Origin of the sequence: Steroidobacter agaridevorans (genome assembly GCF_009932555.1) — a bacterium.
Taxonomy (GTDB): domain Bacteria; phylum Pseudomonadota; class Gammaproteobacteria; order Steroidobacterales; family Steroidobacteraceae; genus Steroidobacter; species Steroidobacter agaridevorans.
Window position 1 is genome coordinate 483543 of record NZ_BLJO01000007.1, and the last position, 22570, is coordinate 506112.

Annotated in this window: 23 protein-coding genes; 6 read left to right on the plus strand and 17 right to left on the minus strand. The window is 62.5% G+C overall.

The features are described from left to right. Window positions 1-815 (minus strand): aromatic ring-hydroxylating oxygenase subunit alpha (locus GYH35_RS34670; protein ID WP_202624680.1); only part of this gene is annotated, 815 nt, incomplete at its 3' end. A 37-nt stretch (window positions 816-852) separates the two neighbouring features. Further along, on the minus strand, window positions 853-2676 hold the full coding sequence (locus GYH35_RS25650; protein ID WP_161829880.1) for a flavin-containing monooxygenase: 1824 nt from the start codon (window positions 2674-2676) through the stop codon (window positions 853-855). A gap of 211 nt (window positions 2677-2887) precedes the next feature. On the opposite strand from GYH35_RS25650, the gene GYH35_RS25655 reads away from it, so the two are divergent. Genes GYH35_RS25655 through GYH35_RS25675 form a run of 4 tightly spaced genes read left to right on the plus strand, consistent with a single transcriptional unit; the run spans window position 2888 to window position 7328 of the window. Next, complete coding sequence (locus GYH35_RS25655) at window positions 2888-3790, plus strand: NAD(P)/FAD-dependent oxidoreductase (RefSeq protein WP_161829881.1); 903 nt, start codon at window positions 2888-2890, stop codon at window positions 3788-3790. A 10-nt stretch (window positions 3791-3800) separates the two neighbouring features. After that, the gene (locus tag GYH35_RS25665) at window positions 3801-5543 is read left to right on the plus strand and encodes a UGSC family (seleno)protein (RefSeq protein WP_456115296.1); all 1743 of its coding nucleotides are present in this window, start codon (window positions 3801-3803) and stop codon (window positions 5541-5543) included. A gap of 28 nt (window positions 5544-5571) precedes the next feature. Continuing rightward, complete coding sequence (locus GYH35_RS25670; protein WP_161811601.1) at window positions 5572-6060, plus strand: nuclear transport factor 2 family protein; 489 nt, start codon at window positions 5572-5574, stop codon at window positions 6058-6060. Window positions 6061-6095: 35 nt separating this feature from the next. Continuing rightward, a complete protein-coding gene (locus tag GYH35_RS25675; protein WP_161811600.1) occupies window positions 6096-7328 on the plus strand; it encodes an MFS transporter in 1233 nt (410 codons plus the stop codon). On the opposite strand, the gene GYH35_RS25680 is transcribed toward GYH35_RS25675, so the two are convergent. Both GYH35_RS25680 and GYH35_RS25685 read right to left on the minus strand, forming a co-directional pair. Then, window positions 7258-8517 carry an MFS transporter gene (locus tag GYH35_RS25680; RefSeq protein ID WP_161811599.1) on the minus strand — a complete coding sequence of 420 codons (1260 nt, stop codon included), beginning with the start codon at window positions 8515-8517 and terminating at the stop codon, window positions 7258-7260. The two genes, GYH35_RS25675 and GYH35_RS25680, sit on opposite strands and share 71 nt — an antisense overlap. A 14-nt stretch (window positions 8518-8531) precedes the next feature. Beyond that, entirely contained in the window at window positions 8532-9350 is an 819-nt protein-coding gene (locus GYH35_RS25685; protein WP_161811598.1) for a TauD/TfdA dioxygenase family protein, read from the minus strand. A 201-nt stretch (window positions 9351-9551) separates the two neighbouring features. Between GYH35_RS25685 and GYH35_RS25690 the strand changes: the two genes are divergently transcribed. Further along, window positions 9552-10397, plus strand: a complete 846-nt coding sequence (locus GYH35_RS25690; RefSeq protein WP_161811597.1) for a phosphate/phosphite/phosphonate ABC transporter substrate-binding protein — start codon at window positions 9552-9554, stop codon at window positions 10395-10397. Here the strand turns inward: GYH35_RS25690 and GYH35_RS25695 are convergent. From GYH35_RS25695 to GYH35_RS25725, 7 genes are all read right to left on the minus strand, one after another. Next, window positions 10378-11097 (minus strand): dienelactone hydrolase family protein, encoded by a 720-nt coding sequence (locus tag GYH35_RS25695; protein WP_161811596.1) that lies wholly within the window; start codon window positions 11095-11097, stop codon window positions 10378-10380. The two genes, GYH35_RS25690 and GYH35_RS25695, sit on opposite strands and share 20 nt — an antisense overlap. A 9-nt stretch (window positions 11098-11106) precedes the next feature. Next, entirely contained in the window at window positions 11107-11904 is a 798-nt protein-coding gene (locus GYH35_RS25700) for an SDR family NAD(P)-dependent oxidoreductase (RefSeq protein ID WP_202624682.1), read from the minus strand. 24 nt (window positions 11905-11928) lie between these two features. Beyond that, window positions 11929-12684: an SDR family oxidoreductase gene (locus tag GYH35_RS25705; RefSeq protein ID WP_161811594.1), complete on the minus strand. Its 756-nt coding sequence runs from the start codon at window positions 12682-12684 to the stop codon at window positions 11929-11931. A 119-nt stretch (window positions 12685-12803) separates the two neighbouring features. Further along, a complete protein-coding gene (locus tag GYH35_RS25710; protein WP_161811593.1) occupies window positions 12804-14048 on the minus strand; it encodes an NAD(P)/FAD-dependent oxidoreductase in 1245 nt (414 codons plus the stop codon). A gap of 3 nt (window positions 14049-14051) precedes the next feature. After that, entirely contained in the window at window positions 14052-14807 is a 756-nt protein-coding gene (locus tag GYH35_RS25715) for an SDR family NAD(P)-dependent oxidoreductase (protein WP_161811592.1), read from the minus strand. An 18-nt stretch (window positions 14808-14825) separates the two neighbouring features. Further along, window positions 14826-15539, minus strand: a complete 714-nt coding sequence (locus GYH35_RS25720) for a TetR/AcrR family transcriptional regulator (RefSeq protein WP_161811591.1) — start codon at window positions 15537-15539, stop codon at window positions 14826-14828. 41 nt (window positions 15540-15580) lie between these two features. Next, window positions 15581-15901: a 2Fe-2S iron-sulfur cluster-binding protein gene (locus GYH35_RS25725; RefSeq protein WP_161811590.1), complete on the minus strand. Its 321-nt coding sequence runs from the start codon at window positions 15899-15901 to the stop codon at window positions 15581-15583. 111 nt (window positions 15902-16012) lie between these two features. On the opposite strand from GYH35_RS25725, the gene GYH35_RS25730 reads away from it, so the two are divergent. Beyond that, on the plus strand, window positions 16013-17386 hold the full coding sequence (locus GYH35_RS25730) for an MFS transporter (RefSeq protein ID WP_161829883.1): 1374 nt from the start codon (window positions 16013-16015) through the stop codon (window positions 17384-17386). 9 nt (window positions 17387-17395) lie between these two features. On the opposite strand, the gene GYH35_RS25735 is transcribed toward GYH35_RS25730, so the two are convergent. Genes GYH35_RS25735 through GYH35_RS25760 form a run of 6 tightly spaced genes read right to left on the minus strand, consistent with a single transcriptional unit; the run spans window position 17396 to window position 22239 of the window. Next, complete coding sequence (locus GYH35_RS25735) at window positions 17396-18916, minus strand: CoA-acylating methylmalonate-semialdehyde dehydrogenase (protein ID WP_161829884.1); 1521 nt, start codon at window positions 18914-18916, stop codon at window positions 17396-17398. Between the two features lie 23 nt (window positions 18917-18939). After that, a complete protein-coding gene (locus GYH35_RS25740; protein ID WP_161811587.1) occupies window positions 18940-19662 on the minus strand; it encodes a 2-oxo acid dehydrogenase subunit E2 in 723 nt (240 codons plus the stop codon). 20 nt (window positions 19663-19682) lie between these two features. Next, on the minus strand, window positions 19683-19997 hold the full coding sequence (locus tag GYH35_RS25745) for a hypothetical protein (protein WP_161829885.1): 315 nt from the start codon (window positions 19995-19997) through the stop codon (window positions 19683-19685). A gap of 15 nt (window positions 19998-20012) precedes the next feature. Beyond that, window positions 20013-20243 carry a biotin/lipoyl-containing protein gene (locus GYH35_RS25750; protein WP_161811585.1) on the minus strand — a complete coding sequence of 77 codons (231 nt, stop codon included), beginning with the start codon at window positions 20241-20243 and terminating at the stop codon, window positions 20013-20015. Beyond that, entirely contained in the window at window positions 20240-21256 is a 1017-nt protein-coding gene (locus tag GYH35_RS25755; protein WP_161811584.1) for an alpha-ketoacid dehydrogenase subunit beta, read from the minus strand. Before GYH35_RS25755 ends, GYH35_RS25750 begins: the two co-directional genes overlap by 4 nt. Beyond that, window positions 21253-22239, minus strand: coding sequence for a thiamine pyrophosphate-dependent dehydrogenase E1 component subunit alpha (locus GYH35_RS25760; RefSeq protein ID WP_161811583.1), 987 nt, complete (start codon window positions 22237-22239; stop codon window positions 21253-21255). The genes GYH35_RS25755 and GYH35_RS25760 overlap by 4 nt, the downstream gene beginning before the upstream one ends. Window positions 22240-22570: the final 331 nt, after the last annotated feature.

Sequence of the window (22570 nt, forward strand, 5' to 3'; positions counted from 1 at the left end):
TTCTGTAACGCATAGGTCGAAGCACGCGGATCTTTTCCCTTGCCAGCGCGAGTGACCGTCGTGCTCTGCTTCATCTTCATCGTCGGGTCGCGCTCATCGAAGCCACTGACCCCATGCAGACCGTACGCTGCACTGTATGCGTAGTACTGACCGTGCTCGAGCATCTGCGTGTGCGTGCCGGCGACGTGATACGGCTCCATGAACGCTTCGATCGCCGTCTTCCAGTTGGCATCGAAGATTACCCACTGCCGCCACTTGTAACGCATCCTGCCGAGCTCGAAGGGATCGAGAATCGACGCCGCCGGCTCCAGATACTCGCGCAGCGACACGCAGTTCGGATCCATGTTGATGAAGATCCAGCCGCCCCAGGTGTCGACCTTGACCTCATTCAAGCTCGTGCGCTGTTCCGTCAGCGCGCCCTTCCAATCGGACTCGTCGAGCTTGAACGTGCACTTGCCGTCCAGGTTGTAGCGCCACGCATGGAAGCCGCATACGAAACCGGTCTTGTTACCGTGTGCGCATTGAGCGCCGGCAGGAATATCGACGAGCCGACGGCCGCGATGGGAACACACATTGTGGAAGGCTTTGATGGTGTCGGGCGACGAGCGGACGATGACGATCGAGTCCGCGCCGACGTCGTAAGTCAGGAAGTCGCCAACTTTGGGAATTTCCTCGACCCGGCCGGCGTGCTGCCACACCTTGGACCACAGTCGATCGCCCTCGGCTTGCGCATACTCCTTGGAGACAAACGCTTCGACCGGATAAGTGAGTGGCTCGGCCAGCTCATCGACACTGACGTTAGCTAAAGTATCCACGCAAAATCCCCCTCCAACAGATCAAGCCGGCCCCGCGCTAACGCGTCAGGACGAGTCCCTCCATGTCCCCCTTGTCGCGCCATTCCTTGAGCAGCTTCTGGAACGCGTCCCAGCCGTAACCGTAGCCACGGAACAGCGCCCACTTCGGTTTCTCTTCGCCTTCGTTGTTGAAGTAGCCCGGCGGGCAGGTGCGCTGGAACTCGGATAGATCGATCTCGATCTCGCGGAAGTGGCGCACGTACTCGTCCTGCGCCTGCTTGCTCGGCTCGACCGCAGTCACTTTGCGCTCAAGCGCCTGACTGATGATGTAAGCGATGTGATACCCCTGCTGGCCGAACTGCTCGGTCACCGATGCGTTCAGGCCGCCCTGGATGTATCCGATGTAGAACTGATTCGGGAATTCGTGCGTCATCGTGCCGTGGAGCGTTTCATAGCCCTCGGGCCAATGGTCGTAGATCGATTTTCCGCCGCGCCCCTGAACGATATCGACGCCCCAGCGTCGCTTCAGATCGCTGGTCACTTCGAAGCCGCTGGCGAAGATGATGCAATCGACGGCGTGCTCCTTGCCGGCGACCACGAATCCTTGCTCGGTGATACGCTCGAGGCCCTTGCTCTGCGAGACGTCGATCAGGCTCACGTTCGGGCGGTTGAACGTCGGATAGAAGTCGTCGCTCGATAGCGGCCGTTTGCACAGGAACCGGTAATAGGGCTTCAACGCCTCGGCGGTTTGTTTGTCGCGCACGAGGTCGTCGATGCGATGGCGCAGACGCTCCATCACGCGGTAGTCCACCACCTCACGCCGCGCCATGAACTCCAGCGGCGTGAGCTGCGGCCAACCCTCGGCGGCCAGTTCGGCGTGCAGATTGCGAGTGATCTCGGTCCAGATATCACAAACCAGATCGGTCTCGTCCGGCCGCAGGAACTCCATGGCGCTGCGATGAAAGTTTGCCTGGCGCTGTTTCTGCCAGCCCTTCTCCAGCGACTTCACCCACTCCGCATTGGTCGGCGGATTCGGCCGCTCGTCCACGCTCGACGGCGTACGCTGCACGACAAAGAGATGCTCGGCGTACTTGCCCAAGTGCGGCACCGCCTGAATCGCCGTTGCACCGGTGCCCACGATGGCCACGCGCTTATCGGCGAGCTTGTCGAGTACCGGGTTTTGGTAGCTGCCGCCGGTGTATGCGTAGTCCCAGCGTGCCGTGTGAAAGGTCTTGCCTTTGAACTTGTCGATGCCAGGAATGCTCGGCAGCTTCGGCATGTTGAGCACGCCGCAGGCATTGATCACGAATCGTGCGCGAATGTCGTCGCCGCGATTGGTGCCAACGCGCCAGCGATTCAGCTTCTCGTCCCAACGGAGCGAGTTGATGCGCGTATGGAAGAGCGCGCGATCGGCGAAGCCGAACTTCGCGGCAATGGAGCGCGCGTACTCGTAGATCTCCCAGCCATCGGCAAACTTCTTCGACGGCATGAAGCCCATTTCTTCGAGCAGCGGCAGATAACAATAAGATTCGTTGTCGCACTGGATGCCGGGATAGCGATTCCAGTACCACACGCCGCCGAAGTCACCGGCAGTGTCGACGTTACGAAAGTTGGTAACGCCTGCCTGCGTTAGATGATAGGCGGCCATGATGCCGCCCCAGCCGGCGCCGAGAACGATGACGTCGATCTCTTCGGAGATCGGCTCACGTGCCTCGATGGGCTGATGCGGATCGGCTGCGTAGCTTGCAACCACCTCGCCCGACGGGCGGAAATATTGCCGCTGACCGTCCGGACGCAGCCGCTTCTCGCGCTCCACCCGATACTTTTCGCGCAACGAAGGGATATCGATCTCGGCGGGAGTCCGCGTCGGCTGACAGGTCATGCAGCGCCATCCACAATGAATCGACCAGGTCGCAAGTCAACGCGAGTGTTGATTAGAACATCTCGTTAGTCAACACACCTGTTCACTTTGCGGCGAGCTGTTTCATGGGTCGAATGTGTTGGCGCGCGCTGCCAGGATCGAGTCGCTTCGGGTCAAGCGTCGTGCAGCGCCAGTGCATTAGTGTTCACGCTGGATGAGGCCGCTCAAGAATATGTGCGAGGTCGCTGTCATCGGTGGAGGTCTGGCAGGACTCTCTGCCGCGCGCCATGCCGCGCGCCTCGGCCGGCTGGTGACACTGTTTGAAAGCAGCCCGATGTTCGGGGGACTGGTCGCCACGGTAAACGAAGTCGACGGTCTGTCCGTGCCAGGGAAGTTCTCCGGTCAGGACCTCGCCATTCATCTGCTCCAGGACGCCCGCAAGGCGGCCGTTCAAATCGTCGAGTCCGGTATTGCGAAGCTCGAGCTGGGCGCGCGCCTGACTCTCACCGACGAGCAAAGCAGAACGCATCATCCGGACGCGATCGTCGTTGCCTCTGGCGCGTCGCTGCGGAAGCTCGGTGTTCCCGGAGAAGATGAGTTCGTCGGACGCGGCGTGTCGCGATGTGCGACCTGCGATGGCGGGTTCTTTCGGGGACAGGATGTCGTCGTTACTGGCGGTGGCGATAGCGCGGTCCAGGAAGCCCTGGTGCTCGCGAAGACGGTGCGCAATGTGATCATGATCTGCCGCAGCCCGCTCAAAGCGAAACGTGACTACGTCGATCGCATCGCCGCCCGGGAGAACGTCCGCTTCGTCTGGGATAGCGAAATCACTGAGATTCTCGGCGACGCTGGCGTCACGGGCGTTCGAATTCGCCATGTGAATAGCGGCGCCGTCTCGGACATCGAATGTGCCGGGCTGTTTCCGTTCATTGGCGGAACACCGAACACACAGTTCGTTCCGTCGTCGCTGCTTGCGACGACTGGTCACATCGCGACCAACCCCGACCTCGCTACGCCCGATGCTCGCGTGCTCGCAGTCGGCGCCGTTCGCGCCGGCTACGGCGGCAATATCGTCGAAGCGATGGCTGAAGGTGTGCGAGCGGCGGAAGCGGTCGCCTGCCGATTCAAGTGTTGAGGAAGATTCGATGGCAAAGACATCCAACGGTCTCTACGAGGTCGTCTGGCCGTGCGGCGAGCGCAGATTGAGGATGCGCCCGCTCGCGAAACGGCTCGACACGCTCAATGGCAAAACTGTCGCGCAGCTCTGGGACTTTCTGTTCGCCGGCGATGAAGTCTTCACCGCGCTGGAAGAAGAGCTGCGCGAGCAGTATCCGGACGTGAAGTGGGTCAGCTGGCGGGAGTTCGGCTCGACGCACGCCGTCAACGAGAAGGAACTGCTCGCTTCGTTGCCACAACGCTTCAAAGACTTGGGAGTCGACGCAGCCATCTCATCGATGGCCTGCTGAGGCAGCTGCACGCCCGCCGTGTTGCGGGCCAGTGAAGCGTGTGAACGAGCCGGTTTTCCAACATCGTCGCTGGTCTGCGAGGGCTTCCTCGGCCAGGCCGCCGCGACCTCGGTGGGTCTTGGCATGCCGAACCTGCCCGTCGCGATGATTCCGGGCCATCCGGGCGCTCAGAGCGTGGAGGAGTTGCGAGCAAACGTGTTCAGCGTCACGGCACAGCAGGTGATCGACAATCTGTTGAAGCAACCCGACGAGCAGGAGCTGTCGCCGGAGCCGGGCGCGCGCGACATCGTGTTCAGCGGCACGTTCGAGGAAGTGAATGCTTACTTCTACGAGCGCGAGTGGAGCGACGGGCTTCCCATCGTGCCGCCGACGCTGGAGAAGATCGAGGAGTTCCTGAGCTTCACCGATCGCGATCGGGATGAAACGCTCGGCATCGTGCTCCCCGAGAGCCGGGCTGTGACGATCTGGGCGGTCGCGGTGAATGGCGTCATGGCCGGCTGTCGCCCGGAGTACATGCCGATTCTGGTCGCGCTGGCTGAAGCGATGGCCGACCCCATCTATGGGGTCGAACACAGTGGCAACACGCCGGGCGCAGAGACGCTGATCGTCCTCAACGGTCCGATCATCAGGCAGCTCGGCTTCAACTATCAGCAAGGCGTGTTGCGTGACGGGTTTCTGCCGAACACGTCAGTCGGTCGGTTCTGGCGCCTGGCGCTGCGTAACCTCGCGGGCTTCCTGCCGCACAAGACGGACAAGGGCTCGTTCGGCAATACGTTCCGCGTCGTGCTTGCTGAGAACGAGGGTGCGCTGGCAAAAATTGGCTGGCCGCCGAATAGCGCCGACATGGGCTTCGAAGCCGGCGACAACACAGTCACCGTCACTCGCATGACGGGCGGCGGCGTGCTGGCTTCGGTGACTGGCAGCAAGCCCGAACAAATGATGCCCTACATCGCCGATGGGCTCGCGAAACAAACCGGCTGGGAGATCGTGTTTACGGTCGGCGGCCTGACGTTCGGCACGTTGCGCCCCGTGCTCGTGCTCACACCGATTCTGGCGGAGACGATTGCGCGAGCAGGTTGGTCGAAGGATGACGTTAAGCGCTACCTATTCGAGCATGCGCGCATGCCGGCCTGGCGAGTGGAAGCGTTCACTGAGCAGTGGGCGGACTTTCCGATCGTGTCGCTCGAACATCAGGTGAATCTCGGGCGGTTGCCCAGGGTGTTCGCCGAGTCGGACGATCCGAACCGGTTGGTGCCGATCGTGCTCGAGCCGGACGATTTCATGGTGCTGGTGTCGGGCGATCCGCTGCGGACCAACGCTTATACGTTTGCTCACAATGGTTATCTTGGCTTTCCGACCGCGAAGCAGATCGTGCTGCCCAAGAACTGGGCGCAACGGATCGGGGCGCGCTCGAAGTCATGACTCTTCAACTACGACGGAAGGACGCTCCATGCCCAAGTTCAACGCCGAAACGGCCCTCATCGCCATCGAACTGCAACAGCTGGTGTCGGAGTTCGCCCATGAGATCGACACCAATGGCGGCCTGAACATCACCCAGTTCTACGCCGAGGACGGCGAGTTCTCGGTCGGCGACTACACGCACAAGGGCCACGCGGCGATCGGCAAGTTCTACAGCGATCGGGCGCAGCGCATTCCGGCTTCGCATAAGGATGGCATCCGAGTGTCGATGCACACGTTCGTGAACATGCGAGTGCATGTGGCGGATAAGAGCAATGCGACGGTGTACTTCACGAATGTGAACTACGCCGGTGAGGGACATCCGCCGGTGATGGGCGCGATCAATCCCGCGATGGTGACGGACTGCCGGATGGTCTTCCGCAAGGAGCGCGATGGGGAGTGGCGCATCGTTCTGTTCGGAGGGAAGCCGCTGTTTGTTGGGAACGATCCGTTTGTGAACAAGCAGCTGTTGAAGGGTTGAAGCGCTGTACCGTTGCGGCCCTCGGGAATAATAAAGTGACAACATCCGCCCGCGCCGAATGGCGCAGCTTCTGGTTCCTCCCCATCGCGGCCGCGCTCGGCTATTCAACCGCCGTGCTCCACACCTACGGCATCGGCCCGTTCATGGCCCCGCTTGCGCAGGAGTTCGGCTGGTCTCGCGCTCAACTCTCCATCGGCATCACCATCGCCGGTCTAGCCGGAGCACTCTTCAGCATACCAATCGGCCTGCTCGTCGATCGCCTCGGCCCGCGAGTCGTTGGTTTGATCGGCGTCGTCCTGATGACCGGCTCATTCGCCCTGCTCAGCACAGCGACCGGCAACTCAACGAACTGGCTCGTCCTCTGGTCCGTCATCGCCTTTGCAAACCTCTGGCTTCAGGCCACCGTATGGACGAGCGCGGTTGCCAGCAGATTCGAAACAGCGCGCGGACTCGCCTTTGCAGTCACACTCTCCGGCGCATCGATCGCCGCCACCGTGTTCCCGATCCTGGGAACATGGCTGATCGGCAATCACGGCTGGCGAACGGCGTTCCTGGCGATGGGCGGCATCTGGGCCGCTGTGGTGTTCCCGATCATGCTGATCTTCTTCCGTGGCGCGCGCGATCAAGGGCGCAAAGAACAAGTAGCACCGGTCGACAGCAGCACAATCCCTGGCATGACCGTAACGGAAGGCTTGCGAACGCCGGCCTTCTACAAGCTGCTCATGGCCAGCGGCCTGTTCACATTCACGGCTCTCGGCATCATCGTGCACTTCGTGCCGATCCTGACGGACGCAGGCACTGATCCATTGGCCGCCGCTAGCATCGCATCGCTCGTTGGCATCTTCTCCATCTTCGGCCGATTGGGCACCGGCCTGCTGCTGGATCGCTTCCCAGCGCATTGGGTCGGCGCAGCCGTGTTCGTGCTGCCAATCGTTGCCTGCGCCCTGCTCTTTCTCGATGGCTCCAATGCCTTCAACCAGAGCATCGCCGCCGCGATCTTCGGCCTCACAGTCGGCGCGGAAGTCGACGTCATCGCGTATCTGGTCTCGCGACACTTCGGGCTGAAGAACTTCGGCGTGTTCTCCGGCGCGATGATCGGAGCGCTGGCGTTGGGCGTGGCGTTTGGCCCGCTGGGCGCGGGTGCGGCGTTCGATAGATATGGCAGCTATGAGCAGTTTCTGATGCTCACGATGGCGTTCATGGCGGTGAGTAGTCTGGCGCTGGCGAGCTTAGGGCGGCCGCAGTTTGGCGCGCGGGACCGAGGGTGAACAGCGCAATCGCACTCGCGGCCATCAGCACTGCCGTCAGCATCAGAAACATCGAGTAACTCTGATAGCGATCGAAGACGGCGCCGGCGGCGAGCGGACCGAACGCGGTGCCGGCGGCTAGCGCCATCTGCAGCACGCCGTACAGCGCGCCGAAGTTCTTCAGCCCAAAGTGCTTGGCCGCGAGATAAGCGATCACGTCCACTTCCGAACCAAGAGTAAGCCCGAAGATCGCCGCGGCGACGGCCTGACTCACCGGGTTGGCGCCATCGGTCAGCAACAGCACGCAGGCGGCGATGGGAATCAAGAACGCGGCCGCGCCGACCAGATGCCCCGGATACTTGTCGAGCAAGAAGCCCGTCCCAAGCCGGCCCACGATGGAGAAGATGCCCACCAACGAGGCGATGCCCGCAGCGGACAGAGGCGTTGCGCCGCTATCGGTAAGGATCGGAACGAAATGCACGGCCACACCGATGACCGTGAATGAAAACAACGCGGCTGCCATCAGCAGCTTATACAGCGCCGCCGAACGTAACCCTTCCGACAGGGTGATGCCCGTCAACGCAGCAGGCGCGGCCGCCTGTTCCTTACGGCCACGATCGTGAGCGCCGCGAAACAGTAGGAACAGGACAGGAAACACCAGCACCCCCCAAAGCCCGCCCATGGATACATACGCCGAGCGCCAACCATAGTTACCGATCAGCCACGTCGCGAGAATCGGATAGACGGTCGCAGCCAACGACGCGCCCGACAGCGTGATCGCAAACGCCAGGCCTCGCGATGCTTCGAAACGGCTGGCGACTGCGCTCGTCCACACCGTCGCTTGCACGAAAAATGTTCCGACGGCGAGCACACCCCACAGCGCCAACCAGTTCGCCGGCGTACCTGTCGCCGTGCTCAAACACGCCAGCGCCGCACACATCGCAACGACGCCGATCAGCCCGACCCGACGAGGCCCGATGCGATCGACGAGCATGCCGACAGGAATGCATCCAATGGCGCTGATCAGCGCAGAAACCGTCAGCCCCGCCGACGTCTGCGCGCGCGACCAGCCAAACTCCTGCTGCAGCGGTCCGATGAACGCGCCGAGCGAATAAACATGCAGGACTGACGTCGCGTAACCGAGTGCAGCAGCGAGCGGCAGAAATCCGAATCGGCGCCATTCCGCTGCCGCGCTAGTGTGCGTATCCACCGATCCCCCAGATCTCAAGCGAACGCTTCTTCGCCTTCCAGCTTGGTCCGATGCAACAAGCGCCCCGAGGCGGGATCGTACGGGGTCGCTCGATGCATCGTGCCGGTGTTATCCCAGATCACGAGATCGCCGACCGACCACGTATGCCGGTAAACGAACTGCGGCTGAGTCGCCCAATCGCGCAGCTGCACCAGCAGCTCGGCGCTCTTCTTGAAATCCATGTCGACGACGTGTCGCGCCGTCGCGCCGATGACCAGCGACTTCCGGCCGGAGCGATGCGTCCACACCAGCGGCAGCTCGCGATCGCCGATCCGCATCATGTTGCGAAGGAGATCGATGCGCGGCTCGGGGTCGTAATAAAACAAAGTATTCCAGGCGGAGTGCATCACACGCAGCTTGTCGATCTGCTGCTTTTCCGCATTCGAGAGATCGTCGTAGGCGGCGTAGGTATTGCAGAACTCCGTGTCGCCGCCACCGTTCGACGGCAATACTCGCATCGACAGCAACGACGCAAGAATGGGCACGGCGTTCATCGTGCCGTCGATGTGCCAGTACAACGAGCCCTTGAGATAGTCCGCCTGGTCGTTGACCTTGGTGTCGAGCGTGACTTTATAAACCTTGTCGCCTCGCATCTCCGGCGCGAACGTGCCGAGCGTCTGGGTGAAAGCGACTTGCTCCTCGTCGCTGAAGTTGACCTTCGGGAAGACCAGCACGCCGCGCAGCTCGAGCAACTCACGAATCTTCGCCGCGTGCTCGCCGCTGAGCAGGGTCTTCTTGTCCGCCCGGATTTCGGTCGCGATCCGCGGCGTCAGGTCTCTGGTCGTCAAGGTCATCGCAAAGGGTCTCCGAACGCGTCGTGCCGATATTAGCCCACTGAGCGTTAATTCGTACAAAGACGGCTCAGCCTACTTATTAATAGGAGGGGCTCGACGGCAGGTCTCGACGCCGGGCGACGCGGTTTTGTCGCGGGCCGTCGAGACCCTGACGGCGGCCGGCTCCAAGAATCGACGCCGGTTCGCTCGAGGAGGTGACGGATGTCAGCAACGCGCCCCCGGCCGCTGGTTCTGGGCGCCGTCGCCACCGATCCGAAGGTCGTCACCGTCTGGGAAACATTCCAGAGTTATTTCATTCAGCGCGGCCTGCCCTTCGAGTACGTGCTCTATTCCAGCTACGGGCAGCAGGTGCTCGGTCTTTTCGAAGGGCACTGTCATGTCGCGCTGAATTCGCCGCTCGCATGGATCGAAGCCGAACGCTTGGCCGTCGCGCGCGGTCGCAAGGCTTCTGCGATTGCCATGCGCGATACCGATCGTGACCTGCGCAGCGTGATCGTGGCCCGACGCGAGAGAGATATCGCCACCATCGCAGACCTCAAAGGCAGGCGCGTGGCGGTGGCGGCGAAAGATTCGCCGCAGGCCACCCTCCTTCCGCTCGAGCTGATCGCGCAGGCCGGACTCGAGCCCGGCCGAGACGTTGAAGTGATGTACTTCAACGCCGCCATGGGCAAGCACGGAGCTCACATCGGAAACGAGCGTGACGCCGCCAAAGCACTGATGAGAGGAAACGCGGACGCCTGCTGCCTGCTTGAAGACAATCGGTCGCTGTTCGAGCACGAAGGAATCCTGCCGACCGACGCGATACACATCGTCGCGACGACCGAGCCATTCGATAAGTGCAACATCACCGTGCTCGATGGCGCGCCCCAGCTGTTGATCGAGCGCTTCGTCGCAGTGCTGCTGGCGATGTCGCACGCCGACCCGCAGGCGCGGCGGCTGCTCGATATGGACGGCGCGAAGCAGTGGCTGCCGGGCCGGCTGTCCGGTTATGTGGCGCTCAGTCGCGCCGTGGATCGTTTCAACGTCTTCAGCCGAACGTTTCGTTGAACAGGTGAGTCATCGCCGCCCACCCACGCGCTTCGGCGGTCTTGCTGTACGCGAACTGCGGCGAGCCGCGCTCATCCGCGGCCGGCTCGCTGAAGCTGTGCACGGCATTACCCAAGTAGATGAACTGCCAATCGATCTTTTCACGGCGCATCTCCGCCATGAACGCATCGATAGATTCCTGGCTGACCAGTGGATCTTCCGAGCCGTGACAGACGAGCACTTTCGACTGCATGCGACCGGCGTCTTCCGGCAGACCGACATTCAGTCCTGAATGAAAGGTCGCGATGGCGCGAACGTTCGCGCCGCCCGTGCGTGCAAGCTCCAAGCAGGTCGTACCGCCAAAGCAAAAGCCAATAGCACCGACTCGATTGCTATCGACGAGAGGCTGCGCCAGCAGCGCATCGTACGCAGCCGTTGCGATGGAACGCCATTCAGCGCGGTTCGCGTACAGACCCTGGATGACAGGACGCACCGAGGCAAGGTCTTTGTGCACGAAGCCGCCGCCATGCAGGTCGGCGGCGAGTGCGATGTATCCTGCCTGCGCGAGACGATTCGCCTTCTCACGCGCGTGTTCGCCCAAGCCGAACGCTTCAGGAAACACGATGACGCCGGGCCGCTTGCCTTCGCGTGAGTCGTCCCACGCGAGATAGCCGACGAAATGGGTCTTGCCGTTGCTGTACGCGAGCTGCTGACTCTTCACGTGCGCGCTCTAGATGAGCTCGGGTGCTTGCGTTTCCAAGCCGCTCATCGATGTCCAGCCGCCATCGTTGATGAAGGCTGCGCCGGTGGCGAACGAGGAATCGTCGCTGGCCAGGAACAGCGCCATCTTGGCCATTTCCAACGGTGTCGCCATGCGGCCGAGCACGCCCATCTTGTCCACATGCGGCAGCTTCGCCTTGCGTGCAGCCATTTCCGCTTTCACTTTGTCGCCCATCGGCGTTTTGGTGGCGCCAGGGCACAGCGCGTTGACGCGAATGTTGTAACGGCCGAGCTCCACCGCGGCGACCTTCGTCATCGACACGACGCCCGCTTTCGCGCCACAGTAGCCGGCGGTATTGCACGCGAAGAATGCAGCGATCGATGCAGTGTTGATGACGGAACCGCCGCCCGCCTCGATCATGTGAGGCACCACGTACTTCATCATCAGCCACGGGCCTTTCAGATTGACGGCCACGGTACGATCGAACTCTTCTTCGGTGATGTGAATCAGCGGCTTCTTGCCTTCCGTGTCGATGCCGGCGTTGTTGTACAGGATGTTCGGCACGCCGAGCTCCGCGACAGTTCGTGCGACGATGCGCTTCACGTCCTCGCTGCTCGTGATATCGGCGCCGATGGCGATCGCCTTGCCTCCGTTCGCGCGGATCTGATCGACGGTGGGTTGAGCGGCGCTCTCCTTCAGATCGATCACGGCAACCTTGGCGCCTTCCTGTGCGAACAGAATCGCCGCAGCCTGGCCCATACCGCCCGCCGCACCGGTGATGATCGCGACTTTGTTGGCAAGCTTCATCGGCAAATCCCCCGAAACGTTTGCTTACATTGGCGCGACGTCGATGGTCGGCCGGATCAATAGCTGCGATACGTTGGCCCGCGGCGGCAGCGAAGCCACGAACACAATGGCGTCCGCCACGTCTTCCGGCTTCATCGCGCCTTCCTTGGAAACATGGGCCTGCATGGCCTTGCGATAGCTGGCGTCGCTGATCGAGTCCGCCACCTCGGTGGTCGTCGCACCTGGCTCGATGATGCACACGCGGATGCCGTACTTGCCTACTTCCTGACGCAAGCCTTCGGTCATGCCGGTCAGGCCGAACTTGCTGGTTGAATATGGCCCGAACGGCGCGGCCGCTCGCCGGCCCGCAGTCGAGGAAATATTGATGATGTCGCCGCCGCCCTGCTCACGCATCGGACCGATCGCGGCCGTGCAGGTGTAGAGCGTCGCCAGCAGGTTCACTTCGAGAACGCGACGCCATTCGTCCAGGTTGGCGTTCTCGACCCCGCCGGCCTGAATGATGCCGGCCGAGTTGACCAGGATGTCGAGCCGGCCGAAAGAATGCACGGTCTGCTCGACAATGCCTTTCGCGACAGACTCATCCACTACGTCGCCGGGCAGCGGCAGCGCTTTGCCGCCCGCCGACTGAATGCGCTTCACGAGAGCGTCGAGACGATCGGCGCGTCGAGCTGCCACCGCGACGGTCGCACCAGCCGCCGCGAGAGCCAACGCCGCACCTTCACCAATGCCCGATGACGCTCCCGTCACCAGCGCCACCCGCCCTGCAAGAGTTCCAGTCATGGCCTGAACGTTCTCCGGGGATTGTCTTTTTCATGGTACGCATGAAAGCGGAGTCGCACGATGGCATCGCGCGACAGTGGCACTGCGCCGCGCGACATGCGGCGGCGATGGAGCCTGGGTCAGGCGGCCGCGACTCTAGCCGCAGGGCGCGGCAACAGCGATTTGAGATCGAACGTCGGATCCGCAGCCTGGTCCGGTGTCAGTGCCGCACGCTCCGCAAGCAGCCTGCGTGCGAGCATGTGGTCCGCCGGCCGGTTGTGCGTTTCCACGCACGCCAACTTTCCATCGCGAAACAGAAACACCGAACACTTCGATGCATTCGGATCGCCGCGCACGACCTCCTCGCAACCACTGCTTGGAAGGCCGGCCATCTGTAGCTTGAGGCTGCCCTGCGTGCTCCAGAACCAAGGAACTGCATCGTAAGCATCAGGTTGCCCCATGATTCGGGCCGCCACGCAGCGCGCCTGATCGCTAGCGTTCTGCACGGACTCCAAACGAACGCGCCCGCCGCCGAGGTGACGGTTCGAGAAAGCGGCAACGTCGCCAATCGAGCTGATGTGCGGATCGCTCGTCTGCAGGAACTCGTCGACGACGATGCCGTTCTCGACAGTCAGATTACAGGTCGCCGCGACCTCGACGTTGGGAATGACGCCGATGCCGATGAGCACGAGGTCCGCAGGCAGGATTTTCCCATCCACCGTTTCCACCGCGGTCACGCACTGCTCGCCCAACAACCGCATCGCTTGCGTGTTGAACATCAACCGTACGCCTGTCTTCTCGTGCTCTCGCGTGAACACGGCCGACATCGTCTTCGACAGCGCGCGAGCCATCGGTCGATCGGCCACATCCAAGACGGTCACGTTCGCGCCAAGCTTCGTGGCGGTGGCCGCAAATTCCAGGCCGATGAATCCCGCGCCGATCACGACGACGTTCTTCGCCGCCGCCATGCGCTCGCGCAGGAGCGCCGCCTCATCGAGCGTTCGGAGCAGAAACACGTTGCCCAACTCGACGCCAGGAATCGGCAGCGATCGATTGCGTGCGCCAGTTGCAAGAACCAGGTGGTCGTACTCGATCACGGACTCATCATCGAGCCCGACCATGCGACGCGTGCGATCGATCGCCACCGCGCGCTTGCCAGCAATCAGATCGATACGATGCTGAGCAAAGTAAGTTTGCGGGCGGAGCGCAAGGTCGCCCGCCTCCCCAAGCAAATAGGCTTTCGACAGCGGCGGCCGCGCATAGGGAACGTGCGGCTCATCGCCAATCAGGGCTATACGGCCTTCGTAGTGCTGCTCGCGCAGCGACACCGCAACCTGAAGGCCGGCCTGTCCCGCGCCGATGATCGCGACCGACGGCTGCGCCATGACTCAGCTCGAGTAACGGCCGCCGTTGACGTTGAGCGTGTGACCCGTGATGTAGTCGGCGTCATCGGACGCCAGGAACGCAATCGCCGCCGCCATATTCTCGGGCCGGCCAGGACGCCCCATCGGCGAGCGAGCCGCCACGGCATCGACACTCACGCCGAGACCGACGACACCTTCATTACGAAGCATCGGCGTATCCACGAATCCCGGCGGCACGTTGTTGACGGTGATTCCGGTCGCAGCCAGCTCCTGCGCCAGCGCCTTTGTAAAGCCGATGACACCGCCCTTCGACGCCGCATACGCCGTCATGCGAGCCGAGCCGGTCTGAGCGCTCGACGAAGAAACATTGATGATCCGGCCCCACTTCGCCGCCAGCATGTCGGGCAGCACGGCCTGCGTGCAGACCAGCATGCTCTTGAGATTGATCAGCATGACGCGGTCCCACTGCTCTTCGCTCGTTTCCATGAACGGCTGGAACAACGTGATGCCGGCATTGTTGACCAGCACATTCACCTGGCCGATCTTCGCGTGAAAGTGTTCGACGGCGGCGTCCACGCTCTTGCGGCTAGACACATCGACACGGCTCGCCAGCGCCTTCACTTCGGACGCCTGCAACTCGGCGGCAGCACGCTGCGCACCCTCCTCATTGAGATCCCAAATGCCGACGTTCGCGCCCTCACGCGCAAAGCGCTGTGCAGTGGCCAGGCCGATGCCCGACGCCGCGCCCGTCACGATCACATTCTTTCCAGCAAGCGACATGGTTCACGCCTCGTTGAATCAGGAGTTGGAAGACGCGCGCCGCGTCTTCGGCACAACCGCTCGCAACTCGGAAACCGCTTTGGCTTCCTTGGTCAGGCGAGCGTCGAGTTCCGCATACAGCTCGGGACGCAGAGTTCCATGCAGGCACAGCCGCAGGATCTCCCGCGAAAAGCGCGCTGACATTTCCTGCCGTTCGTTGGCCGTCCGCGCATGCGCACGCGCCCAGACCGGCCAGATGAAAGAGCCGGCGAGAATCAGCACCGACAGCACCTCGACGTCGATGTCGGGTTGAGCGAACTTGGTCGCGGCAAACTGCTCGAACTTCGATTCGTACGTTCGCCAGAACATATCGTTCGCCGGCCGGCGCGAGCTCAACACTTCGAACAGCCAGACACCGCCCAGCTCGGGATTCTCCATCGCAAACTCGGCGAGGTGCTTGTTCACCGATTCGATGTTGATGTTCTCGGCAGGGACGTTGCTCGCGATCTCCGGATCGCCGAACACGGCCCGGTGCAGCTTCTCGCTGACCCACGCAGCGGTCGCCTCGATCAGCTGCTCACGCGTCTGAAAATGTTGATAGGCGGTGCCGCGATTCACCTTCGCGCGCTGTGCCACTCGAGCGACGCTCAATCCTTCCTTGCCATCCAGAGCCAGCACCTCGCGCGCTGCGTCCAGGATCGCTTCACGCGTGCGCTCGGGATCGCGCTTCTTAGCCGGGCGCTTGTCTGCCATGGGAATTCGGGACCGCTCTGGAATAGGTGTAGTAGTGAGGCTCAGTCCTCGGGCGCCAACGTCACTCGCAGACCGTCGAGCTCGTCCTTCCATTTGATCTGACACGACAGGCGCGAATTCGGCTGGCGATGCATCGAGCTGTCGAGCAGCTCGCTCTCCTCCTCGACGGCCTCGGGCAGCTTGCTCAGGAACGCTGTATCGACCCACACGTGACAAGTCGCGCAGGAGCGGCTGCCGCCGCACAGTGCCAGCAGATCCGGCACATCGTGATCGCGCATCAGCTCCATCACCGACGCGCCGGGTCGAGTCTGCTCGATCTCGATCTCATCGCCGGTGCGGGTGACCACGGTCAGTTTTGGCATGGTTCAAAGCTATCGGTAGCCATGCCGATAGTCAACAGCATTGTTGACTATCGTCGGGACGGCGGGCGACACTGGCGCATGGAAGATTGACGACATACATCGGGGATGCTGATGTCGGAAGCCGTCGAGTCGATGCAGGCCGTTCGCAGCGAAGCCACGGCTTATCCGCCACGCAGTGTCGGCTGGTACGCGGTGTTCGTGCTCGCCCTGCTCTACCTGGTCTCCATCCTCGATCGTTTCATCATCACGCTGCTGGTCGACCCCATCAAACGCGACCTCGGCATCAGCGACGTGCAGTTCGGCATGTTGCATGGCCTGGCGTTCGCGCTGACGTTCAGTCTGTTCGGCTTGATTCTCGGCACGCTCGCCGATCGTTTCAGCCGCCGCTGGGTGATCTTTGCCGGGGTTGCCGTGTGGTCGCTCGCGACTGCGGCGTGCGGATTGGCACAGCGTTTCTGGCATATGTTGGTGGCTCGAGTGGGCGTGGGTGTCGGCGAGGCGGCGCTCAATCCATGCGCCACGTCAATGATCACTGACTTGTTCCCGCGAGAACGCCTGACGACCGCGATGGCGATCTATGGTTTGGGCGCGACGCTCGGGTCGGGATGCGCCTATTTCTTCGGCGGCGTGATCGTCGATCTGGTCGCCCATACCGAAACCATCGTCGTGCCCGCGCTCGGCACGATGCGTTCCTGGCAGGCTGTGTTCCTGATCGTCGGCCTGCCGGGGCTGCTGCTCGGGTTCCTGATCTTCACCTTGCCGGAGCCGGTGCGTCGCGGCCTTCGCAGCGCGGGTCAACGCCTGTCGTGGAGCAAGGCGTACGGCGATCTGTTGAAGTTCATCGGCCAGAGGCAACGTTTCTTCCTGTGCCATTACACCGCGTTCGCCTTCGCGTCGGCGGTGGTTGCGGGCTGTGGCACCTGGTATCCGGCGCACATGGGCCGTACGTTCGCCTGGGGTCCGAGTCAGATTGGACTCGCGCTCGGCGTCACACTCACCACCGCCGGCATTGCCAGTCAAGTCATTGGTGGCCGCGCCATCGACGCCATGTTCCGACGCGGTGTTCGCGACGCGCAGCTTCGGTGGTATGCGGGCTGCATGCTGGTCGCGACGCCTGCCGGCATCGTCGCAATGACGAGCACGAATCCTTGGATCTTCCTGGCCTGCCTGTGTTTGTTCCTGACTGCGGTCTCCTCGCTGCCGACCTGCGCATCGACCGCACTGAATCTCGTGACACCCAACGAGCTTCGCGGCACGGGCATCGCGTTCTTCTCGGGCACCGCGGGGCTGATAGGCGCCGCCGCGGGTCCGATGTTGATCGCGGTGTTCGCCGAAATGTTCTTCACCGGCGCCGAAGGCCGAGGTATCGGCTTCGGCATGGCGACGCTGATCGCGATCTGTTGCCCGCTCGGCGCGGTGTTTCTGGCGCTCGGCTTTCGTGCCATGCGCGAAGCAGTGGCCGACGCCGAGCGCTGGGCGAACTGAAGCCGTTCGCTATTTCATCGTCGGCATCGAGAACTCGGCCGCGTTCTGCACATCGCGCGGCCAGCGCTGCGTGACGGCCTTGAGTCGAGTGTAGAAGCGCACGCCTTCGCGGCCATAGATGTGATGATCGCCGAACAGCGAGCTGCGCCAGCCACCGAAACTGTGGAACGCCATGGGCACTGGCAGCGGCACATTCACGCCCACCATGCCAACCTCGATCGCCGACGTAAACGCCCGCGCGGCGCTGCCGCTGCGAGTAAAGATCGCTGTGCCGTTCGCATAGGTATGCGCGTTGATCAGATCGATCGCCGCATCCAGATCGGGAACGCGCACGATGCCGAGCACCGGGCCGAAGATCTCCTCCTGGTAGATGCGCATCTGAGGCTTCACGCCATCGAACAGCGAGCCGCCGAGGAAGAAGCCTTTGCCCAAGTTGCTGGAGCTGCGACCATCGACGACGAGGTTGGCACCTTCGCCCACGCCCGACTCGATGTAGCTGCACACCTTCGAGCGATGCTCGCCGGTGATCAGCGGGCCCATCTCGGCATTCAGATCGGAATAGCCGCCGATGCGTAACGTCTTCACTTTCGGCTCGAGCTTGGCAATCAATCGATCGGCCGTGTCGTCGCCGACCGCGACCGCAATCGAAATGGCCATGCACCGCTCGCCCGCCGATCCGTAAGCCGCCCCCATCAGGGCATTCACCGCATCGTCGAGATCTGCGTCGGGCATGATCACGGCGTGATTCTTTGCACCGCCGAGCGCCTGAACCCGCTTGCCGTGCTTCGTGCCTTCCAGATGCACGTGACGCGCGACCGGCGTCGAGCCCACGAAGCTGACGGCCGCGACACCAGGATGACCGAGCAGCCCATCGACGATCTCGCGATCGCCGTGGATCACATTGAACACGCCGGCCGGCAGACCCGCCTCATGCAACAGCCTGCCGAGCAGCACCGACGCCGAGGGATCACGCTCGGACGGCTTCAGAATGAACGTGTTGCCACAGGCCAGTGCGACAGGAAACATCCACAGCGGCACCATGGCCGGGAAATTGAACGGCGTGATGCCGGCAACGACGCCGAGCGGCTGGCGGATGCTGAACGCATCGACGCCCGTCCCGACGCTTTCGTTGTGCTCGCCCTTGAGCAGATCGGGAATGCCGCACGCGAACTCGACGACTTCCATGCCACGAACGATTTCGCCTCGCGCATCGCTGAGCGTTTTGCCATGTTCGCGCGAGATTGCTTCGGCAAGCTCGTCGCTGGCGCGTTCCAGCAGATCGCGGAAACGGAACATCACCCGAGCACGCCGAAGCGGCGGCGTCGCTGCCCACGAAGGATAGGCCGCTCGCGCCGTGCGCACACACGCATCGAGCTCATCCAGCGACGCAAACGGAACGCGCGCCGTTACTTCACCCGTGCTCGGGTCGAATACGTCACCGGCCCGCGTCTGAGCGCCCGGCACCGCTTTGCCTCCCACCCAATGAGTAATCCGTGAAGCAGGCGAAGCGGAGCCAGGCGATGCGGACATGATGCGTTTCCAACAATGAAGGGTCAGGTGAACTGATAGGTACTCAACCAATCGGCGATGAAGCGCACGAAGCGCGCGGCGTCGGCGCCATTGATCACGCGATGGTCGTAACTGAGCGAAAGCGGCAACAGCTGTTTCAGAACAGGGTTGCCGCCGGCGTCGGGCACGAAGCGATCCTGCGTACGGCAGATGCCCAGGATGGCCACTTCCGGCGCGTTGATGACGGGCGTGAAACCCGTGCCGCCGATGTGCCCGAGCGAGGACAAGGTAAAACAACCGCCGGCCATCTCGGCGACCGACAACCCTTTGGTGCGGGCCTTCTCCGAGATTTGCGCAACCTCACGAGCGATCTCGCCCACCTCTTTCTGGTCGCAGTTGCGGATCACCGGCACGAGCAGCCCGCTCGGCACATCGACCGCAACGCCAATATTGAAGTAGCTCTTCGCGAACACCGTCGTGCCGTCCGCGCTCAGCGAGCAATTGAAGTTCGGATGCCGCTGCAACGCTGCGACGCTGGCTTTGATCAGCACCGGCAGCAGCGTCCGTTTGTCGTCCGGATGCGCGGTGTTCCACGCTTTGCGACGCCGCTCGAACTCTGTGACATCGGCGTCGTCGTGATGGGTGACGTGCGGGATGGACACCCAATTGCGGTGCATCGCCCGTCCCACGAACCCCTGGATCTTGCCGACCGGCCGCGCCTCGACCGGACCGTACTTGGAAAAATCGTCGACCGGCCATGGCAACATGGCCCCCGCTGCATTGCTCACTATATGACCTGCCAGAAGACGGGCAAGGAATTGCCCATTGCCTTATTGATCGGCATACGCTCGGTCCCGGCCCGGGACATGAGCGCGTCAATGAAGGTCTGCAGGTCGTCGAGCTCGATTTCGTACAGGCAGAAATATTTGAAGACGTGAGGCGTCGGCAGGATCTGCTTGTCCGCCAGCGTCAGGCGGCGCGCGCCGACCACGCCTGGACAGGCGAGCACATCCTTCAAGTGCTGGCCCGAGTACCACTCGTTGTACTCCTGCTCGAGCCCGTCCGCTGCATTACTCTGGACAGCGAAGACATAGCGCGCCATCGACGATCTCCTTGCTCAGACGATTTCGGCGATCAGCGCACCGACCGGATAAGCCTGGCCGGTCTGCGCATGCACCTTGAGCTTGCCGGCCGCGGGCGACGTGACTTCCTGCACGGCCTTGTCGAGCTCGAGCGTGTACAGCGGCGCGCCGTTCTCCACTTCTCCGCCATCGGACACCAGCCATTCGACCAGCGTGCCCTCCTGCATCGAAAAACCAATCTGCGGGATTCTGACTTCCACGCTCATCGTGCCGACCTCGCATCCAACGTCTGGCGAATGGCGGCTTCCATCGCCGTGCGCTTGTAAAGGAATTCCTGCTCGAGCACTTTGGTGAACGGCACGGGCACGTCTCGCGAGGCCACACGCAACACCGGCGCTTTCAGATCGCTAAAGAGATGCTCCTGAATCCGTGCCGCCACTTCGGCGCCCACGCCAAAGCTGCGCGGCGCTTCATGCGCGATGACAGCGCGACGCGTTTTGGCTACCGACTTCAGCACGGTTTCGGTGTCGAGCGGCGATACGGTGCGCAGGTCGACGATCTCGACCGAGATTCCCTCTTTGGCGAGGTTGTCCGCTATGGCTTTCGCGTCCTGGATCGGACGGCCGTAGCTGATGAGAGAAACATCTTTGCCTTCGCGCAGGATGTTGGCCTTGCCCAGCGGCAGCCGATGGTTCGGCGGCGGCGCCGGGCCTTGCAGCGTGCGAGTCATGCCGTCTTCGATGAACAAGCAGGGGTCGTCGTCGAAGATACATCCGGCAAGCAGACCGATCGCGTCTGCCGGCGAGGAAGGCACAACGACCTTGATGCCGGCGACGTGCGCAAACCAGGCTTCGAGCATGTCGGAGTGTTGACCGCCGGTTCCGCCGCCAGCGCCGGTGCGCGTACGAATGGTGATCGGCACAGAGGTCTGGCCGCCCGTCATGAAACGCAACTTCGCCGCGTGATTCACGATCTGATCCATCGCGACGGTGACGAAGTTCATCAACATGATTTCAGCGACGGGGCGCATGCCTGCGAGCGCGGCGCCGACGGCCGCGCCGACGATCGCCTCTTCGGAGATCGGCGTGGTGCGCACGCGATGCTTGCCGAAGCGCGTCGAGAGGCCCTTCGTGACTTTGAAGACGCCGCCGCCCTCCTCGTCGCCCACATCCTCGCCCAGGATGATGACGCTCTCGTCCAGCGCCATCGATTCCTCGAGCGCGATCCGGTATGCGTCGGTGAACTGAATGTTCTTGGGCGCGTCAATAACCGCACTCATGCGTGTGCTCCGGCTGCATAAATATCGACATCGATTTCCCGGACATCCGGGGGCGCGCTGTCCAGCGCGAACTGGAGCGCGTCGTCGATCTCGGCGTTGATCTCCTTCGCCAGGGATTCGAGATCCGCTTCGGTCGCAGCGCCGCACTTCAGCACATTGGCCCGCCAGATCGGCATCGGATCGCGAGCCAACGCGGCGGCGTATTCTTCCTTCGGAATGTAGGCGCCAGGATCGCCGAAGTAGTGCCCCATGAAACGGAACGTCTTCGCTTCCAGCAACGTCGGGCCTTCACCACTGCGAGCACGTTCGACGGCTTCGCGCATGGCTTCGTGCATGGCTTGAGCATCGTTACCGTCAACGGTGACGCCGCGCATGTTGTAGCTGGCGGCACGGTCAGCGATGTTCGCGACGGCGGTGGCTTTGTCGTATTTGGTGCATTCGCCGTAGCCGTTGTTCTGGCACAGGAAGATCACAGGCAGTTTCCACAGCGACGCCATGTTGAGCGATTCGTGGAACGCGCCAATGTTCGACGCGCCGTCGCCGAAAGTTACAACGGTCACGCGACCGTCGCCTTTGAGCTGAGACGCAAGGGCGAGACCGTTGGCGATCGGCAGGCCTGCACCGACGACGCCGGTCGTGACCATGATCCCGGCCGTCGGATAGGTGATATGCATCGGCCCGCCTTTGCCTTTGCAGGTGCCGGTGGCTTTGCCGTAGTACTCGGCGAAGAGCTGACGAAGCGGGATGCCCTTCGCGACTTGGTCATGCATCCCGCGATAGGTGGTCACGAGATAGTCGGTAGGCTTCAGATTCACGCCCATGCAGGCGGCGAGAATTTCCTGACCGCGAGGGGAATAGAAAACGGCGGCCATGCGGCCGGACATCAGCAAGCCGCGAACCTTCTCGTCGATGAGCTGAATCTTCAGCGCGACCTTGAAGATGTCGAGCAAAGTTTTCGGCGGAAGCGAGCGTGTCGCGCTCATGAGCGCTCTCCCAATGCAACCCGAGAGTATTCGAACATTTCTACCGCACCGAGGGTTGTTATTCAACAGTAGTGTTCATTAGCGCCCGAAGCTGCGGATGATGTCTTGACGGGGAGCGACATGGGGATGACTGCGCTCGCGCGCGCTCCGTTTTTCCGCTCGGCGGCGGCGGCCGCGAGATCGGCTTTCCGGATAAGAGCGTTGGGTGGCTCGGCGGCGGCTGCCGCGAAATCGGGCTTTTCGATAGGAGCGTTGGTGGCTCGGCGGCGGCTGCCGCGGGGGTCTCGGGAAACTCGCGAGCGTCTTCACTGTTGGCGGGCTTTGCGTTCGA

Bases quoted from the DNA above. Each gene is read 5' to 3' on its own strand.
- GYH35_RS25650 (WP_161829880.1), bottom strand. From the start codon at position 2,676: ATGACCTGTCAGCCGACGCGGACTCCCGCCGAGATCGATATCCCTTCG.
- GYH35_RS25655 (WP_161829881.1), top strand. From the start codon at position 2,888: ATGTGCGAGGTCGCTGTCATCGGTGGAGGTCTGGCAGGACTCTCTGCC.
- GYH35_RS25670 (WP_161811601.1), top strand. From the start codon at position 5,572: ATGCCCAAGTTCAACGCCGAAACGGCCCTCATCGCCATCGAACTGCAA.
- GYH35_RS25685 (WP_161811598.1), bottom strand. From the start codon at position 9,350: ATGACCTTGACGACCAGAGACCTGACGCCGCGGATCGCGACCGAAATC.
- GYH35_RS25690 (WP_161811597.1), top strand. From the start codon at position 9,552: ATGTCAGCAACGCGCCCCCGGCCGCTGGTTCTGGGCGCCGTCGCCACC.
- GYH35_RS25700 (WP_202624682.1), bottom strand. From the start codon at position 11,904: ATGAAGCTTGCCAACAAAGTCGCGATCATCACCGGTGCGGCGGGCGGT.
- GYH35_RS25705 (WP_161811594.1), bottom strand. From the start codon at position 12,684: ATGACTGGAACTCTTGCAGGGCGGGTGGCGCTGGTGACGGGAGCGTCA.
- GYH35_RS25710 (WP_161811593.1), bottom strand. From the start codon at position 14,048: ATGGCGCAGCCGTCGGTCGCGATCATCGGCGCGGGACAGGCCGGCCTT.
- GYH35_RS25715 (WP_161811592.1), bottom strand. From the start codon at position 14,807: ATGTCGCTTGCTGGAAAGAATGTGATCGTGACGGGCGCGGCGTCGGGC.
- GYH35_RS25720 (WP_161811591.1), bottom strand. From the start codon at position 15,539: ATGGCAGACAAGCGCCCGGCTAAGAAGCGCGATCCCGAGCGCACGCGT.
- GYH35_RS25725 (WP_161811590.1), bottom strand. From the start codon at position 15,901: ATGCCAAAACTGACCGTGGTCACCCGCACCGGCGATGAGATCGAGATC.
- GYH35_RS25730 (WP_161829883.1), top strand. From the start codon at position 16,013: ATGTCGGAAGCCGTCGAGTCGATGCAGGCCGTTCGCAGCGAAGCCACG.
- GYH35_RS25735 (WP_161829884.1), bottom strand. From the start codon at position 18,916: ATGTCCGCATCGCCTGGCTCCGCTTCGCCTGCTTCACGGATTACTCAT.
- GYH35_RS25740 (WP_161811587.1), bottom strand. From the start codon at position 19,662: ATGTTGCCATGGCCGGTCGACGATTTTTCCAAGTACGGTCCGGTCGAG.
- GYH35_RS25745 (WP_161829885.1), bottom strand. From the start codon at position 19,997: ATGGCGCGCTATGTCTTCGCTGTCCAGAGTAATGCAGCGGACGGGCTC.
- GYH35_RS25750 (WP_161811585.1), bottom strand. From the start codon at position 20,243: ATGAGCGTGGAAGTCAGAATCCCGCAGATTGGTTTTTCGATGCAGGAG.
- GYH35_RS25755 (WP_161811584.1), bottom strand. From the start codon at position 21,256: ATGAGTGCGGTTATTGACGCGCCCAAGAACATTCAGTTCACCGACGCA.
- GYH35_RS25760 (WP_161811583.1), bottom strand. From the start codon at position 22,239: ATGAGCGCGACACGCTCGCTTCCGCCGAAAACTTTGCTCGACATCTTC.